13 protein-coding genes are annotated in these 15,082 nt (G+C 70.6%); 6 read left to right on the top strand and 7 right to left on the bottom strand.

From position 1 onward, the window contains the following. On the top strand, positions 1 to 199 hold a 199-nt coding region (locus BUB76_RS18020; protein ID WP_175550296.1), incomplete at its 5' end, for a hypothetical protein. A gap of 1,350 nt (positions 200 to 1,549) precedes the next feature. Here the strand turns inward: BUB76_RS18020 and BUB76_RS15565 are convergent. The 3 genes from BUB76_RS15565 to BUB76_RS15555 form a co-directional block, all read right to left on the bottom strand. After that, entirely contained in the window at positions 1,550 to 2,740 is a 1,191-nt protein-coding gene (locus BUB76_RS15565; protein ID WP_139250897.1) for a permease, read from the bottom strand. A 67-nt stretch (positions 2,741 to 2,807) separates the two neighbouring features. Next, positions 2,808 to 3,590, bottom strand: a complete 783-nt coding sequence (locus BUB76_RS15560) for a ZIP family metal transporter (RefSeq protein ID WP_073129765.1) — start codon at positions 3,588 to 3,590, stop codon at positions 2,808 to 2,810. Between the two features lie 314 nt (positions 3,591 to 3,904). Next, complete coding sequence (locus BUB76_RS15555; RefSeq protein WP_073129763.1) at positions 3,905 to 4,438, bottom strand: TetR/AcrR family transcriptional regulator; 534 nt, start codon at positions 4,436 to 4,438, stop codon at positions 3,905 to 3,907. 200 nt (positions 4,439 to 4,638) lie between these two features. On the opposite strand from BUB76_RS15555, the gene BUB76_RS15550 reads away from it, so the two are divergent. From BUB76_RS15550 to BUB76_RS15530, 5 genes are all read left to right on the top strand, one after another. Further along, entirely contained in the window at positions 4,639 to 5,163 is a 525-nt protein-coding gene (locus BUB76_RS15550; protein WP_073129761.1) for a hypothetical protein, read from the top strand. Positions 5,164 to 5,275: 112 nt separating this feature from the next. Then, positions 5,276 to 6,895, top strand: coding sequence for a thiamine pyrophosphate-binding protein (locus BUB76_RS15545; protein ID WP_073129759.1), 1,620 nt, complete (start codon positions 5,276 to 5,278; stop codon positions 6,893 to 6,895). Next, on the top strand, positions 6,879 to 8,063 hold the full coding sequence (locus tag BUB76_RS15540; RefSeq protein ID WP_236737938.1) for a CaiB/BaiF CoA transferase family protein: 1,185 nt from the start codon (positions 6,879 to 6,881) through the stop codon (positions 8,061 to 8,063). Before BUB76_RS15545 ends, BUB76_RS15540 begins: the two co-directional genes overlap by 17 nt. A gap of 128 nt (positions 8,064 to 8,191) precedes the next feature. Next, positions 8,192 to 9,580, top strand: coding sequence for a tetratricopeptide repeat protein (locus BUB76_RS15535; RefSeq protein ID WP_073129754.1), 1,389 nt, complete (start codon positions 8,192 to 8,194; stop codon positions 9,578 to 9,580). Further along, positions 9,577 to 10,824, top strand: a complete 1,248-nt coding sequence (locus BUB76_RS15530; RefSeq protein ID WP_084140707.1) for an OpgC family protein — start codon at positions 9,577 to 9,579, stop codon at positions 10,822 to 10,824. The genes BUB76_RS15535 and BUB76_RS15530 overlap by 4 nt, the downstream gene beginning before the upstream one ends. Here BUB76_RS15530 and BUB76_RS15525 read toward each other — a convergent pair. Genes BUB76_RS15525 through BUB76_RS15510 form a run of 4 tightly spaced genes read right to left on the bottom strand, consistent with a single transcriptional unit; the run spans position 10,810 to position 15,035 of the window. Continuing rightward, positions 10,810 to 11,664, bottom strand: a complete 855-nt coding sequence (locus BUB76_RS15525; RefSeq protein WP_073129751.1) for a CE1 family esterase — start codon at positions 11,662 to 11,664, stop codon at positions 10,810 to 10,812. The genes BUB76_RS15530 and BUB76_RS15525 overlap by 15 nt on opposite strands. Then, positions 11,661 to 13,445, bottom strand: a complete 1,785-nt coding sequence (mdoH, locus tag BUB76_RS15520) for a glucans biosynthesis glucosyltransferase MdoH (RefSeq protein WP_073129749.1) — start codon at positions 13,443 to 13,445, stop codon at positions 11,661 to 11,663. The genes BUB76_RS15525 and mdoH overlap by 4 nt, the downstream gene beginning before the upstream one ends. 4 nt (positions 13,446 to 13,449) lie before the next feature. Next, the gene (locus tag BUB76_RS15515) at positions 13,450 to 13,632 is read right to left on the bottom strand and encodes a hypothetical protein (protein WP_073129747.1); all 183 of its coding nucleotides are present in this window, start codon (positions 13,630 to 13,632) and stop codon (positions 13,450 to 13,452) included. Beyond that, on the bottom strand, positions 13,617 to 15,035 hold the full coding sequence (locus tag BUB76_RS15510) for an OpgD/OpgG family glucan biosynthesis protein (protein ID WP_236737937.1): 1,419 nt from the start codon (positions 15,033 to 15,035) through the stop codon (positions 13,617 to 13,619). The genes BUB76_RS15515 and BUB76_RS15510 overlap by 16 nt, the downstream gene beginning before the upstream one ends. Between the last annotated feature and the right edge of the window lie 47 nt (positions 15,036 to 15,082).

The raw sequence follows: 15,082 nt of genomic DNA, 5'->3' as shown, positions 1-15,082 counted from the left end.
GGGCGACGACACGATCAACGGCGGGGCGGGCTCGGACTACGCGCTCTTCGACGGCGACCGGGCGAGCTACACGCTGACGCGGAGCTCGGGCACGGAGGTCACCGTGAGCGGCCCCGACGGCACCGACAGCCTGACCAACGTGGAGTATTTCCGCTTCGACGACATGGACGTGACCATCTGGGAGCTGGCAATCGTGTAGGGCGGGGGTGCCCGCGCGACCGGTCTGCGGTCGGCGGCCGGTCGCCGGTTCGGCGGCCACGACGGATGCGACGGCGACGGGACGAAGAGCCCTCCTTGGATCGGGGATGCCTCCGGGACACCCCGGTTTCCGGAGATGCGCCACCGATCGCCTCTGCGGGCTCGCCTGGCCCTGCGATCCCACACGGCGGGTCGCTTCGGCCACGATACAAGACCCGGCCCCGGCGTTGCCAGCGACGATGTTGTCGCTACGCCCGATGCGTCTCCGCGGAAAGCCTCGAGCCGTCTTGCCCGATCTCGGAGAAACCCGAGGCGTAGCCCGCCCTAACTGGCGCTGACGGACAAATTGACCGGTCTCCTCGTCATAGCGCGCCTTACAGCGGGCGGCGGCCCGGACGGTGCCTCTCGATGGCGCCTGCCTGCTGGGACCCCGCGATAGCTTGGCACTCGGCCCGGCGGGCCGGGCGCGGTGGCGACGATGTCGCCGCTCCGGCTGAAATGTCCCCGCGGAATGCGTTGGTGCAGGCGATCGCCTCTGCGGGCTCGCGCGGCGGGCCGCTGCGGTCAAGGGCCAAGGTTCGACCCCGGCACGGCGGTGCCGGCGACGATGTCGCTGCTCCGGCTAACGCGTCCCCGCGGAAGGCCTTTGGGGCAACCGTGATGGCCGCGATCTCGGATACACCCTAGGCGTCGCTTGCACCAACGGGCACCGCCGAGCGCTTCGACGGTTCTACCCGTCATCGCGCGCTCGACAGCGGGCGGCGGCCTTGACGGCGCGTCGTGATGTCGACCGCCGGTCCGAACCCTCGATGCCTTGGCACTCGGTGCGGCGGGCCGGGCACGGAGCCGACCGACATGTTGCCGCTCCGGCTGACGCGTCTCCCGCGGAAGGTATTGGGGCAACCGTCATGGCCGATCCCGGAGACACCCGGGGCATCGCCTGGCTCAACGTGCATCGCCCAAGCGCCTCGACGGGGCTGCCCGTGATGGCGCACCCGACAGCGGGCGGCGGCCCATAGGGTGCTTCCTGATTTCGAAAGCCGGGTCGGATCCCTCGATGGCTCGGCACACTGCACTCGGCCCGGCGGGCCGGGCACGAAGTCATGCACAGCGGGATGCGGCTACCCCTTCGACAGGGGACGGGGGGCCGCTCATGGGGGGCGTGGATTGCCCTGTCACGCGGGACAGAACCTCGCTTCGCGTGCAGAGCCGGGGACTCGATGGTTCACGACATGCACCCCCCGAACGCGCGGCGCGGGTGACGCCGCCGGGACGGCCCTTGGGCGCGCTGTCGCGGCGCCGGCGGCGGGGTCCGTCATCCTGCATGGCGCGCCTGCCGACGCGCGGCGCCTCAGGCCAGGCTGTTCAGGGCCCACCCGATCAGCACCACCTGGGGCACCGTCAGCAGCGGCAGGAGCAGCGCGGCCTTCAACCGGCCGGTAACCTCGCGCAGGACGAGGATCTCGGTGTAGTCCGTCGACGCGCCCGCCATGAGGAAGGTGAACGCGTTGCCCGGCGCGGCGGCCCGCGTCATCAGGTCGGCCGCGATCGGGACCGAGCCTTCCGAACAGACCTCGATCACCGTGGCGGCCGCCAGCGTGGCGAAGAGACCGAACAGCGTCGCGCCGAACCACGTGGCGAAGATTTCGGTCGGCACGGTGGCCTGGATCAGCGCCGCCAGCACGACCCCGAAGAACAGCCAGCGCAGGACCATGCGGCTTGCCCCCACCGACCGCCTAGCCACGTCCTTGACGAAGGCCAGGTCGAACCGGGTGGCGCGCAGGCCGGCCTTCGCCTCGTGCCAGACGTGGAAATCCTCGGGCAGGTCGACGCGATGGGGGTTGGGGCGCACCTTTCCGGCGCGCTCCAGCGCCTCGACCACCAGCCCGGTCAGCAGCGCGATCACCAGCGAGCCCACGAGGAACGCGACCATCCAGCCCCAGCCCATGAGCAGACCGATGATGATCGTCAGCGACAGGGAATTCCAGGGCGACGCGACGAGGAAGGCGAAGACCTGGCCGAGACTGGCGCCCCGCTCGTAGAGCTTGGCGCCCACCATCAGCACGCCGTGGTTGCACAGGTCCAGCAGGACGCCCGCCAGCACGGCGCGCCCCAGGCTCCGGGCGCCCTGGTCGCGGCCGATGATCCCGATCACGAATTCCCGCGGCACCCGGTCGATCAGGCCCACCGCGGCCATCCCCACCAGGATGCCCCACCACATGATGTTCATCATGTCCTGCACGCCGTGGGTGAAGACGCCCAGGCCCAGCGGGGCGTCATGGGGCAGGAAGAAGGCGGCCAGGTAGGACACCGCGATCACCGCGCCCGACCCCCAGAGCAGCCAGTCCACCCGCCGCCACGGCGCGCCCTCGGCGCCGGCGGGCGGCGCGCAACAGGATGGCGTGGTCGGCGCCTTCGCGGCCGTGGTCGCCCCACCGCCGCAGCAGGACGCCGCCTTCTCCATGGCCGGCCGGGCCTTGGGCGCATCCGGCAGGACAAGGTCGCGCGGCGTGGTTTTCGCGGTGTGGCCGATATCGGTCATGTCGCCGACTCCTTTCCTCGACCCGAGGATACGACCTCTCCCCGGTGTGGGTGCAAGGGGATTTCGGTCATCCCAGCCAGACATCCAGGAACAGCATCAGGACCAGCCCGATCGACAGCCCGAGCGTGGCCTTGTTCTGGTGCCCGCTGCGGTGGGTTTCGGGAATGATCTCGTGGCTGATGACGTAAAGCATCGCGCCGGCGGCAAAGGCCAGACCCCAGGGCAGCAGGGGCTGTGAGATCGCGACGATCCCGGCACCGATCAGCCCGCCGATCGGCTCGACCAGGCCCGTCAGCGCCGCGATGAGCCAGGCCCGCCCCTTGCCGTATCCTTCGCCCAGCAGCGAGACCGCCACGGCCAGCCCTTCGGGTGCGTTCTGAAGCCCGATGCCAAGGGCGAGCGGCAGCCCCTGCGAGATGCCGTCCGCGCCGAACCCGACGCCCACGGCCAGGCCCTCGGGAAAGTTGTGGATCGTGATGGCGAAGATGAAGAGCCAGACGCGCCGCAAGGACGCCGAGGGCGGTCCCTCGGCCCCCGAGCCGAAATGTTCGTGGGGCAGACGCTCGTTCATCAGGGCGATGGCCCCCATGCCCAGCAGGATCGCGACGCACACGATCGCGGCGGGCGCGGCCGAGGCGTCGAATTGCAACGCGGCGGCGTCGAGGGCGGGAATGATCAGCGAGAAAAACGAGGCGGCGAGCATGACGCCCGCGGCGAACCCAAGGGACAGGTCCCGCGTCGCGCGCGACGGAATGCGGCCGAACAGCACCGGAACCGCCCCCGCGGCGGTCATCAGGCCGGCGGCCAGGCTGCCGAGAAAGCCCAGCATGACGGGTGAAAGCGTGTCCAAGCGGTGTCCTTCTTCGGCGCGGGGCGTCCGCGCCCCGTTACAAGCCGCGGATGCGCAAGGGTCAAGCGGGCAGGGGGCATCGGCCGATCGACGGCGCGTCGTTCGGGCCTGAGACGGACTGTCCAGCTCCGCGGATGTTGGGAGATCCCCAGCCCTGCGGGTCGGCGACTTGGCCCTCGCACGCCAAGCGGACCCGCCTGACATGAGGCGAATCGGACCGTGATGTAACCGGGGGGCCGAAGCATCGGGCGGTGGCCCCCAATGGTCTCGGACGGCACCCGGGCGAGGGCGGCGGGGCAGGGCATTCCGGGCGATCAGCCGCTGGTGGTTGGCGTCTCCCATGCGCTGCGGGCGCTGACCTGGCGGCCCATGTATTCGCGGGTCAGGCGGTCGGCCTCGGCTGCCACGGCCTCGGGCGCGGCGTCCGTTCGATCCTGGGCCAGTGCGGCCCGGAAGCCGGTGCGCAAAAGGTCCAGCTGGGCGTTCACCGCCACCTTGATCTCGGGGTCGTCGGCGGCGGGCCCGGCGGCCGCGTTGCACAGGAAGCAGCCCCGGCCGAGGTTGCGCGCGGGCGAGCTGCGCATGGCCTGCGTGATCCGGTCCAGCCCGCTGCCCGGGCCCTCGGCCAACCAGGCGGCGCCCGGCGCGACATAGACCTCGCGGTAGCGGTCCAGCGCGGCAAGGAACAGCCCCTTCTTCGAGCCGTAGGCCTTGTAGAGCGACCCGCGCTGGATGCCCATGGCGTCCAGCAGGTCGGCCAGGCCGGCGCCGTCATATCCTTCGCGCCAGAACACATCGAGCGCGGCGTCGATGGCCTTTTCGCTGTCGAATTCCCGTGGTCTGCCCATGCCCGTCTTTCCGTTTTCCGTGCCTGCTTGCTCCATAGGTAACATCGGGAACCGAATGGTCAATAAGTCACGAACACGTGACGCGGGGTTTATTGACCGAATGGTTCCCAATGGCATATCGCTTGGGTATCGGCGCCGCGATTGGCGGTCGCACCGCACAAGCCCGCAGGCTGCCGGGCGCAACAGAGAAGGAATTTCAGATGTCGTATTCTTCGGTTGATCGTGTTTCCCTGCCCACCCCGTCCATCGATGTCGCGGGCCGCCTGGTCCTGGCCGGGATGGTCGCCTCGATGGTGTTCGACTTCTGGGGCCAGATCCTCAGCCCCGGCCTCGGCTTCGCCAACCTGTCGCCGCACGGGCTGGCCCGCAGTCTTCTGGGGACGTTCGGCCTGCCCAACGGCGACTTCGCGGGGTACTTCGTCCATTTCTACCTGGTCGGGCTGATCGGCTATCCCATCGGCTGGCTGTTCGTCTTCCGCCCCGCCTGGGCGGCGGTCACCGGCGGCAAGGGCGGCTGGCTGGCGGCATCGGCGGTCTACGGTTTCGGCCTCTGGATCTTCGCCATCGGCGGCATCACCGCCATCGCCGGGCTGCCTTTCTTCCTGAACTTCACCGGCATCACCTGGGTCGCGCTGGTCGGTCACGTGGCCTACGGCATCGCGCTGGTCGCGGTCCTGCGCCTGATGGAGCGGACGGCGCCCAAGGCCGTGGCCCAGCCCGCGTGAGCCGGGACCTAGCGATCGTCGCGCGCCGGGTCGCCCATCGCGGCCCGGCGTTTCAGTGCCGTGACGCAGCCGTGACTTGTGGGCTGCGACGCGGACTGTATCAATTCCGGGGATGACGCCGCATGATCCGCCCCGCGCCGCAGATGCGCTGGCCCAACGCCTGGCCGAGGCCGGGTGCCGCCGCGCCTTCGGCATGCCCGGTGGCGAAGTTCTGACAATCCTCGACGCGCTCAAGGGGGCCGGCATCGACTTCCACCTGATCGCGCACGAGAACGCGGGCGGCTTCATGGCCGAGGGCGGGCACCACATGGACGGCGCGCCCGGCGTGCTGGTGGCGACGGTTGGGCCGGGGGCGCTGAACGCGGTCAACACCGTCGCAAATGCCTGGCAGGAACGTGTGCCGCTGATCGTGCTGACCGGCTGCGTCGATGCGGATGCGGCCGAGACCTATACCCACCAGGTGCTGGACCATCGCGCGGTCTTCGCGCCGGTGACCAAGGCGACCTTCACGCTGTCGGCGGCCGAGGCCGACACCATCGCCGACAAGGCCGTGGCCGCCGCCACCGAGGGGCGGCCCGGCCCGGTCCTGATCGACGTGCCCATCGCGGTGGCAGACGCACCCGCCGGGCCCGCCCGCCGCCGGCGCGTCCCGGCAGGCCCTGTCGCCCCGGCCGGCCCCGACCTTGACCGGGCGCGCGCCATGCTGGACGCGGCCGAGCGTCCGATCATCGTCGCCGGCCTGGACCTGCTGAACGACGGGGCCGCCGACGATCTTGCCCGCGCGGCGACCCGCCTGGGATGGCCGGTCGTCACCAGCTACAAGGCCAAGGGCGTGCTGAGCGAACACAACGCGCTCAGCCTCGGGGGCGCGGGCCTGTCGCCCAGGGCCGACAAAGTCCTGGTGCCGCTCCTGCAATCGGCCGACACCATCCTGCTGGCGGGCTATGACCCGATCGAGATGCGGCCGGGCTGGCGCGAGATCTGGGACCCGGCCCGCCAGAACGTGGTCGAGATCGCGGCGGCGCCCAACGACCACTACATGCACCAGGCGACGCTGAGCTTCACCTGCGACACGGGCGCCGGCCTGCGGGCCCTGACCGACGGGCTGGCCGCCAGGCCGGTCTGGGCCGACGGGGCCATCGAGGCGGCAAGGGCGGCGCTGGACCGGGCGTTCCCGGAAGACGAGGACTGGGGCCCGGCCGCCGTGATCGCCGAGTGCCGCGCCGCGCTTCCGCCCGGCACCATCGCCACGGTGGATTCGGGCGCGCACCGGATCCTGCTGAGCCAGATGTGGCGCTGCGAGGCGCCGCGCCGGCTGCTGCAATCCTCGGGGCTGTGCACCATGGTCTGCGCGCTGCCGCTGGCCATGGGCGCCAAGATCGCCGCGCCCGAGCGCACGGTCGTGGCCTTCACCGGCGACGGTGGCCTTCTGATGGGCGCGGGCGAGCTGGCGACGCTGGCCGAGACCGGTCTGCCGGTGATCGTGGTCGTGTTCGTCGATGCGAGCCTCGCGCTGATCGAGTTGAAGCAACGGCAGCGACAACTAGCCAATTCCGGCGTGGATTTCGCACGGCACGACTTCGTCGCCGTCGCACGGGCCTTCGGCGGGGCGGGGCACCGTGTGGACAGCCGCGCAGCCCTGCGCGCCGCCCTGGCCGAGGCCCGTACACATGACGGTTTCACCCTGATCGCCGCCGACATCGAAAGGGGCGCCTATGACGGACGCATCTGACCCCATGCCGGGCGCGCTCGAGGGTGTGACGGTGCTCGACCTGACGCGGATCCTGGCGGGGCCGACCTGCACGCAGCTCCTGGGGGACCTTGGGGCCAAGGTCATCAAGATCGAGAACCCGGCGGGCGGTGACGATACCCGCGCCTGGGGGCCGCCCTACGTGGCGCCGCGGGACGGCGGGGACAGCGACCTTTCGGCCTATTTCATGTGCGCCAACCGCAACAAGTACTCGGTGATTGCCGACCTGCGCAGCCCCGAGGATCAGGCGCGGGTCCGCGATCTGGCCGCGCGGGCGGACGTGGTGGTCGAGAATTTCCGGCCCGGCGGCCTCGCGCGCTACGGTCTGGATGCCGACACGCTCTGCGCCGCGCATCCGGGGCTGGTCTATTGCTCGGTCACCGGGTTCGGGCAGACCGGACCAAACCGCGACAAGCCCGGCTACGATATCATGGCGCAGGGCTATGGCGGGATGATGTCGCTGACCGGGGCGCCCGACGGTCCGCCGATGAAGGTCGGCGTCGGCATCACCGACGTGATGTGCGGGATGTACGCCTGCGTCGGCATCCTCGCGGCGCTGCGCCATCGCGACCGCACCGGCCAGGGCCAGCGCATCGACCTGTCGCTGGTCGACAGCCAGATGGCGTGGACCATCAACGAGGGCGTCAATTTCCTGACCTCGGGCGAAGTGCCCAAGCGGCGTGGAAACGCGCACCCCAACATCATGCCCTACGGCGTCTATGAGACCGCGGATGGTCACGTGATCGTCGCGGTGGGCAACGACGCACAGTTCGCGCGTTTCACAGGGTGGCTGGGGCATGGTGACTTGCCGGCCGATCCGCGGTTCGCCACCAATCCCGCGCGGCTGGAGAACCGCGACGCACTGGACGCGGTGCTCGTGCCGGCCCTGAAGGGGCGGGCCACGGCCGAGGTGATCGCGGGGATGGAGGAGATCGGCGTCACCGTCGGCCCGGTGCAGGACCTTGCCGCGGCGTTCGGTTCGGACCAGGCGCAGGCGCGGGGCATGACGGTCGAGATGGCGCACCCCGCCACCGCGCCGGGACAGGTCCGGCTGATCGGAAACCCGCTGAAAATGTCGGCGACGCCGGTGACTTACCGCCGACCGCCGCCGCGGCTCGGGGCGGATACCGACGAAATACTGGGCGGTTGAGCGGAATTTCGCGTCACGGCGGCTCACAACCCCGTCACACCGGCGAAATGACGCAGCCAACGGCGCGTTCCTGCGTTTGATTGGGCGTGGCGCCACCCGATCGGCGCTGCCAAGCGAAAGGGCCGGCCATGCGACAGGATCTGTTCGGACAGGACGTGGATCTTCCAGACGAGCGAGCGCTGGACGCCTGGAACGACGCGCTGCGCGGGTTCATGGCCCATGGCGCCGCCACGGCCGACCGGCTGGCCGACTGCCTGGCCGCCGCGCCGGATTTCGCGCTGGGGCACGCGACCAAGGGCCTGTTCCTGGCATTGCTGGGCCGGCGCGAGATGATGGAACAGGCGCGGCTGGCGCGGGATACGGCCCAACGGCTGGCGCGGGAGGGGGGCACGCCCGACCCGCGCACCGCCGCGCTGATCGCCACGCTCGTCGCGTGTCTTTCGGGCCGGATGGTCGAAGCCGCCGATATTCTCACCCGCCATTTGCGCCACGCGCCCGGGGATGCCCTGGCCATGAAGCTGGACCACGCGCTGCGCTTCGTGCTCGGTGACGCGCGGGGCATGCGGACCGCGCTGGAAAACCTCGCGCCGGCCTATGGCGCAGACCATGCGGCCCACGGCTATTTCCTGGGCTGCCGCGCCTTCGCGCTGGAAGAGACCGGCGACTACGCGGCGGCCGAGCGGTCGGGCACCGCCGCGCTCGAGCATACGCGGGACGATGCCTGGGGGCTGCACGCGGTGACCCACGTGCACGACATGACCGGGCGGTCCAATGACGGGTTGCACTGGCTGGACGGGCGCGAGGATGCCTGGGCCCACTGCAACAATTTTCGTTTCCACGTGTGGTGGCACAAGGCGTTGCTGCTGCTGGACGTGGGCCGCATTGACGCGGTCCTGTCGCTCTACGATCACCAGATCAGGTCCCAGCGGACCGACGACTACCGCGACATCTCGAACGCCGCGTCGCTGCTGTTGCGGCTGGAGCTTGAAGGCGTCGACGTGGGCGGGCGCTGGTCCGAGCTGGCCGAGCTGTCGCAGGCCCGCTGCGAGGATGGCTGCCTGATCTTCGCCGACCTGCATTACCTCATGGCGCTGGTGAGCGACGGGCGGCAGGCTCCGGCCCATGCGATGCTGCGCCGGATGGAGGCGCAGGCACGGCAGGGCGGCGACGACGTGGCACGCCGCATGGCGCGGCCCGGCCTGTCGGCGGCGCGCGGGCTCGAGGCCTTCGGCGCCGGGGATTACGGCACCGCCTTCCTGAACCTCGCCGCCGCGCGCGGCCAGATGCAGCAGGCCGGCGGCAGCCACGCCCAGCGCGATGTGTTCGAAAGGCTCTGCATCGACTGCGGCCTGCGCGCGGGCTATGTGGTCGAGGCCGAGTCGATCCTCGAAGACCGCCGCGCCCGGCGCGCGGGGCGCGACGACGGCTTTGCCATCGCCCGGCGTGAGTTGATCGCCACCGCGCGCGGCGCAGCGCAGACCACCCTGGCGGCAAAAAGGATCGGCGCCACCAGATGAGCGTGACAGTAGATGCCCTGACCGGCCGCCGCCTGCATGGCGCGGGCGTGGCGCAACCCGCCGCGCGCACCCGCGACCCGCGGCTGGATTTCTATCGCGGCATCGCGATGTTCATCATCTTCATCGCCCACACGCCGGGGAACGCCTTCTCGTCGTGGATCCCCGCGCGCTGGGGCTTTTCCGACGCGACCGAGATCTTCGTCTTCTGCTCGGGGATGGCGTCGGCCATCGCCTTCGGCGCGGTGTTCGACCGGGCGGGCTGGGCGCTGGGCGCGGTGCGCGTGGGCTTCCGCGTCTGGCAGGTCTACTGGGCGCATATCGGCCTGTTCGTGGCCTGCGCCACGTTCCTCGCGGCGGTCGACCACTGGGGCGGTTTCGACAAGGAGTATATCGGCACCCTGAACCTTTGGCGGTTCATGGAGGAGCCCGGGCCGCTGCTGGTGGGGCTGATGACGCTGACCTACGTGCCGAACTATTTCGACATCCTGCCCATGTACATGGTGATCCTCGTGATGATCCCGGGGGTGATGGCGCTGGCGCGGGTGCATCCCGCGGCCGTCGCGGTGGCCGTGGTCGCGGTCTGGCTGGGCGCGCAGGGCACGTGGTGGGAGGCCGCAGGTTGGTCCGGCCTGTCCTTCCCGGCCGAGCCTTGGTCGGACCGGCAATGGTTCTTCAACCCGTTCGGCTGGCAGTTGGTGTTCTTCACGGGCTTCGCGCTCATGCGCGGCTGGCTGCCGACGCCGCCGGTGCGGGTCTGGCTGATCGCGCTTGCGATTGTCGTGGTGGTGGCCGCGCTGCCCTATTCGTCGGTCGGCTACCGCTATTCCAGCATCGACCTGGGCGGTCAGGTCGTCAGCGGCGACGGGCTGTCCAGCAAGACCGACTTCGCCATCCTGCGCTACGTCCATTTCCTGGCGCTGGCCTACCTGGCCTGGGTGGTCGTGGGGCCGGGCGGTCGGCGCCTGCAACCCATGGACGACGGCGCCGCGGCGCGCGCGTGGGGCGGCCTGGTGGCGGTGATCACCAAGGTGGGGCAGCAATCGCTGGCCGTCTTCCTGTTCTCGATGTTCTGGGCGCGGGTGACGGGCTTTGGCCTCGACATCGCGGGACGCGACGCGGTCACCGTGCCCTTGGCAAATATCCTGGGCTGCGCCCTGATCGTCCTGCTGGCCTACGGCGTCGGTTGGGTAAAATCGCAGCCCTGGCGGGTTCCGCGCGACAAGGGCGGCTCAGCGGTCCGCTAGCCCTTCGAACCAGTCGAGCGCCATGTCCGTCCACCCGAGCGGGATTGAATGGCCGCCATCGAACAGCGCGATCTCGAGAGGTGCGGCGCATCCTTCCCAGGCCCGTCGCCAGAAGCCTTCGGTCTCGGGGAAGGCGCGCGGCTGAAGGTCGGGGCAGTCGTTGGTGGCGCGCCAGATCTCCATCGCCGCCCAGACATTGCCCTGCGCGACCACGTCCGGATCTTCCATGGAGCCGCCCCGCAGGATCCGGCCCTCGAGCGGCACGGTCCCGTTGCGCCACCCGTGGACATGCAGCATTGCCGCAGGGCCGGCGCAGGTATCGGACAGGGGATGCCAGAAATTCCCGCCCAGCGGCGCGTAGCCGGTGAAGGCGTCGGGCGCGGCGCAGGCGGCATAAGCGGTCATCGAGCCGCCGATCGAGAAGCCCGCCAGCAGGATCGATCCGGGCGCGATGCCGAAGCGGTCAGCCGCATCGTCCCGCACGGATTGCAGGAACGCGATCTCGTCCCGCGGGCCGGGGCGGTCGGGGTGGAAGGCCCAGCTCAACCCGCGCCCGTTGGCCCGCGGGATGCCGTCCGGCGCGATGACCGCGTATCCACGGTCCAGCGCCGCATCGACCATGCTGCGGGCGCGCAGCATGCCCTCGCCGCTGGCGCCCCAGCCGTGCAGCATCATCAGTGCAGGCGTGCCGGGCGCGGGGCTTTCGGGCAACTCGACATGGTAGGTGCCGTCCGGAATCGCGCAGGGGTCGGGGTCCGGCCCGCAGGCGGCCTGCGCCGCGTTGGGCACGGCAAGGCAAAGTAGCGCGGCCGCCAGCGAGGAGGCGGCCCGCTTCTTCACGCGATACGTCCGGGGTGCGGGGCCGGGGCGGGATCCTGCGGCACGGGCTGCGGGGCGGTGCCGACCCGGTCGCGGAACGCGGCGACCACGGGCGGCAGCGACACGTCCTCGGCGGCGACGGTGAAAATGCCGCGCGGGGCCGGGCGGCCCGTGGCCACCACGACCAGCGGTGCCGCCACCATCGGCAGCGCAACGGGCAGCAGCCACGCCGTCAGCGCGGGCGACAGCCAGAAGACCCCGGCCAGGACCGCCAGACCCAGTGCCACGATCCATCCGGTCGCGGCCCAGGCGGCGCGGAACCCGACGGTCGCTGCGCCGCGGTCCGTGGCAGGCCACCCGCCGTCGCGGCCCGCGAAGACCTCGAGCACCGCGCGCAGCTGCCAGGCCAGCAGCAGCGGCGCGATCACTGTCGACAGGGCCGTCTCCGCCACCACCGACAGGGTTGACCGTGCCGCACCGCCGAAGCCCGCGCTGCGCCGCGTCCAGACGGCCTGCACCAGGATCGTCAGCTTCGGGATCAGCAGCAGCCCGCCAACGCCCAAGGCGAGTGCCACCATCTGCCGCGTCGTGTCATCGGGGAAGACGGGGAAAAGCTGGTGCGCGGCTGGAAAATAGTCGGGCGGCGGCGTGGTGGCCGCCGCGGCGACCGAGGCCACCAGGAACCCGGCCCAGAGCAGCGAGACCAGGTACGACAGGATGCCCTGTGCGAAGACGAAGCGGCTCCAACTGCGCAGGCCCGGCGCACGCAGAAGGCGCATGTGCTGGAGGTTCCCCTGGCACCAGCGCCGGTCGCGCCGCGAATAGGCCAGAAGGTCGTCCGGCCCTTCCTCGAACGAGCCGGGGATCGCCGGATCCATCTCGACCCGCCAGCCGCCGCGCGCCAGCAGCGCGGCCTCGACATAGTCGTGGCTCAGGATCTCGCCGCCGAAGGGCGGGGGGCCCGAGAGCGCGGGCAGGCCGCAGCAATCGGCCAGCGCCTGCATCCGCACGATGGCGTTGTGGCCCCAGAACGGCCCCGTGCGTCCCTGCAGCCGCGACAGGCCCCGGGCGAAGATGGGCGCGTAGAAATGCGACGAGAACTGCATCGCGCGGCCGAAGATCGACCGCGCGCCGACCACTTTCGGCAAGGTCTGAAGCAGGCCCATGTCGGGCGCCGCCTGCATCCGCGACACGAGATGCGCAATGGTCGCGCCTTCCATCAGGCTGTCGGCGTCCAGGATGACGGCGAAGTCGTAGGCCCCGCCGGAATGGCGGACGAAATGCTCGATATTGCCGGCCTTGCGGCCGTAACGCTCGGTCCGGTGGCGATAGAACACGCGACCGGGCGTGTCGCGGTCGGCGATCAGGGGATGGAACGCCATGGCCTCGCGTCGCAGCAGGTCGGGCGAAGCGGTGTCCGACAGGATCGCGAAATCGACCGACACGCCGGCCTCGGCGGCCGAAACCCGCATGGCGGCGACCCGTGCGGCCACGGCGCGGGCATCCTCGGCGCAGATGGGAACCAGAACGACCGTCGGCGCGGTGGGCTTGGGCAGGCTCGGGGCCGGGAGAGCGCGCCCCGCGGGGATGCCCAGAAGGGCCTGCGCGGCCCCCCATGCGAGCCACAGGGTGGTCACGAAGATCAGCGCCACCCGCGCCGCGTCCCAACCGCCGAAACCCGATGCCAGCGACAGGTCCGCCATCAGCCCGGCGGCAAGCGCGGCCACGCAGAAGCTGCCCGTCAGCGCCGCGATGCGCACGCGGCGGGTGGCGTCGGGCCGGGGGGGCGGGATCACGGTCACGGGATCAGCCGCGCCGCATCGCCAGCGGCAGGCGCCAGAGCGGTGCGCGTGTCTCGGTCGCTTCGAGCACCTGGCGGCGCATGTGCATGGGCGCCGCCGGCGGTGCGGCGTCGGGCGGCAGGGTGCCGTCCGCGGCCATGGTGGTCGCGCGCGGTTCGGAGGGGTCGGATGTCAGGTCGAATGCCATTGGTAAAGCCACGTCTCACTGATGCGTTGCCCGTCAAACAGAAGCGCCGCCCTTAGTTCCGACAGCGTCGCGTCACTCGGCGAAAACTCGATCACCAGCCGCCAGATGCCCAAGTTTTCGACATGTTCGATCACGACCTCGGCGATTTCGCCCGCAGTCGAGGCGACATCGGCCTCGAGCTCGCCGTCCTTCAGGCCGGCGGGCGGGTCGCTTGCGTCGAAGTCGATGACGAACTTGCGCCGCTCGGTCTCGGCCGGCAGCCCGGCGACACCGCCGAAGCCCGTCAGGCTGCGCAGGACGCGCGCGCCGGCCTGCCCCGGGACGGATGGATCCATGCCCCAGTGCATCCGGTAGCCGAAGCTGCGGCTGTCGCCCGCCGCGACCGGGGTCTGGGGCACCCAGAAGGCGACGATGTTGTCGTTGCTTTCCACGTCCGTGGGGATTTCGATCAGCCGCACGAAACCGCTGCCCCAGTCACCATCGGGCGCGATCACCAGCGACGGGCGCCGTTCGTAGGCGGCGCCGGTGTCGAGATAGGCGTCGAAGTCGCGATTGCGCTGCACCAGCCCGAACGCCATCGGGTCGGACACGCCGATATAGGAATTGGCCAGCACGTGGGGGTTGGTCAGCGGCCGCACGAAGGAATGATCGCGCGAGGTGACGACCAGCGCCTCGCTGTCGTGGACGCGCCCGCGGAAGTCCTGGAAATCGCCCGGATCGTTGGGCCCGAACAGATACATCGAGGTCAGCGGCGCCACGCCCAGCTGCTGCACCTCGTCGCGGAAGAACAGCCGCTGCGCCACGTCGACGGTCGTCGTGTCGCCGGGGGTCAGGACGAAGCGGAAGGCGCCCGCCACCGACGGGCTGTCGAGCGCGGCGAAGACGGTGACGCCGGTGTCCCCCGGCGCGGGGCGCTCGATCCAGAACTCGGTGAAGGCGGGGAATTCCTCGTCCCCGCCCAGCGCGGTGTTGATCGCCAGGCCCCGCGCGCTCAGCCCGTAGACATTGCCGCGCCCGAGCGCCCGGAAATAGCTGGCGCCGAGGAAGGACAGGATCTCGTCGAAGCGGTCGGCGTCGTTCAGCGGCGCGTTCAGCCGGAAGCCCGCGACGCCGGCAAAGGGGGCGTCGCCGATGGTCTCGGCCGTTTCGCCGTGATAACGGAAATCCTCGCGCCCGAACTCCAGCGGCCTGGCCTGCCCATCGACGACCTCGTGCAACTGGACGGGCGTATCGAACAGCCAGCCCGGATGATAGGCCTGCAAGATGAAGGGCGCGTCCGGCCCGGACAGGCGCGAGCGGTCTTCGCGAAACTGGATCTTGCGATATTCATCGTAGTCCAGCGACGCGGCGCCACCACCGATGCGCTGGGGCTGCCGGTAGGCGCGCGAGGCGCGGGCCTGCATCTTTTCGGCCAGGATATCGAAAGAGAACGGTGTCGTACCGTCTGGGT

The sequence above is a fragment of the Palleronia salina genome, from assembly GCF_900141995.1.
Taxonomy (GTDB): Bacteria; Pseudomonadota; Alphaproteobacteria; order Rhodobacterales; family Rhodobacteraceae; genus Palleronia; species Palleronia salina.
Note: the sequence above shows the minus strand (reverse complement) of the source record. Positions and strands in the feature narration are given on the sequence as shown.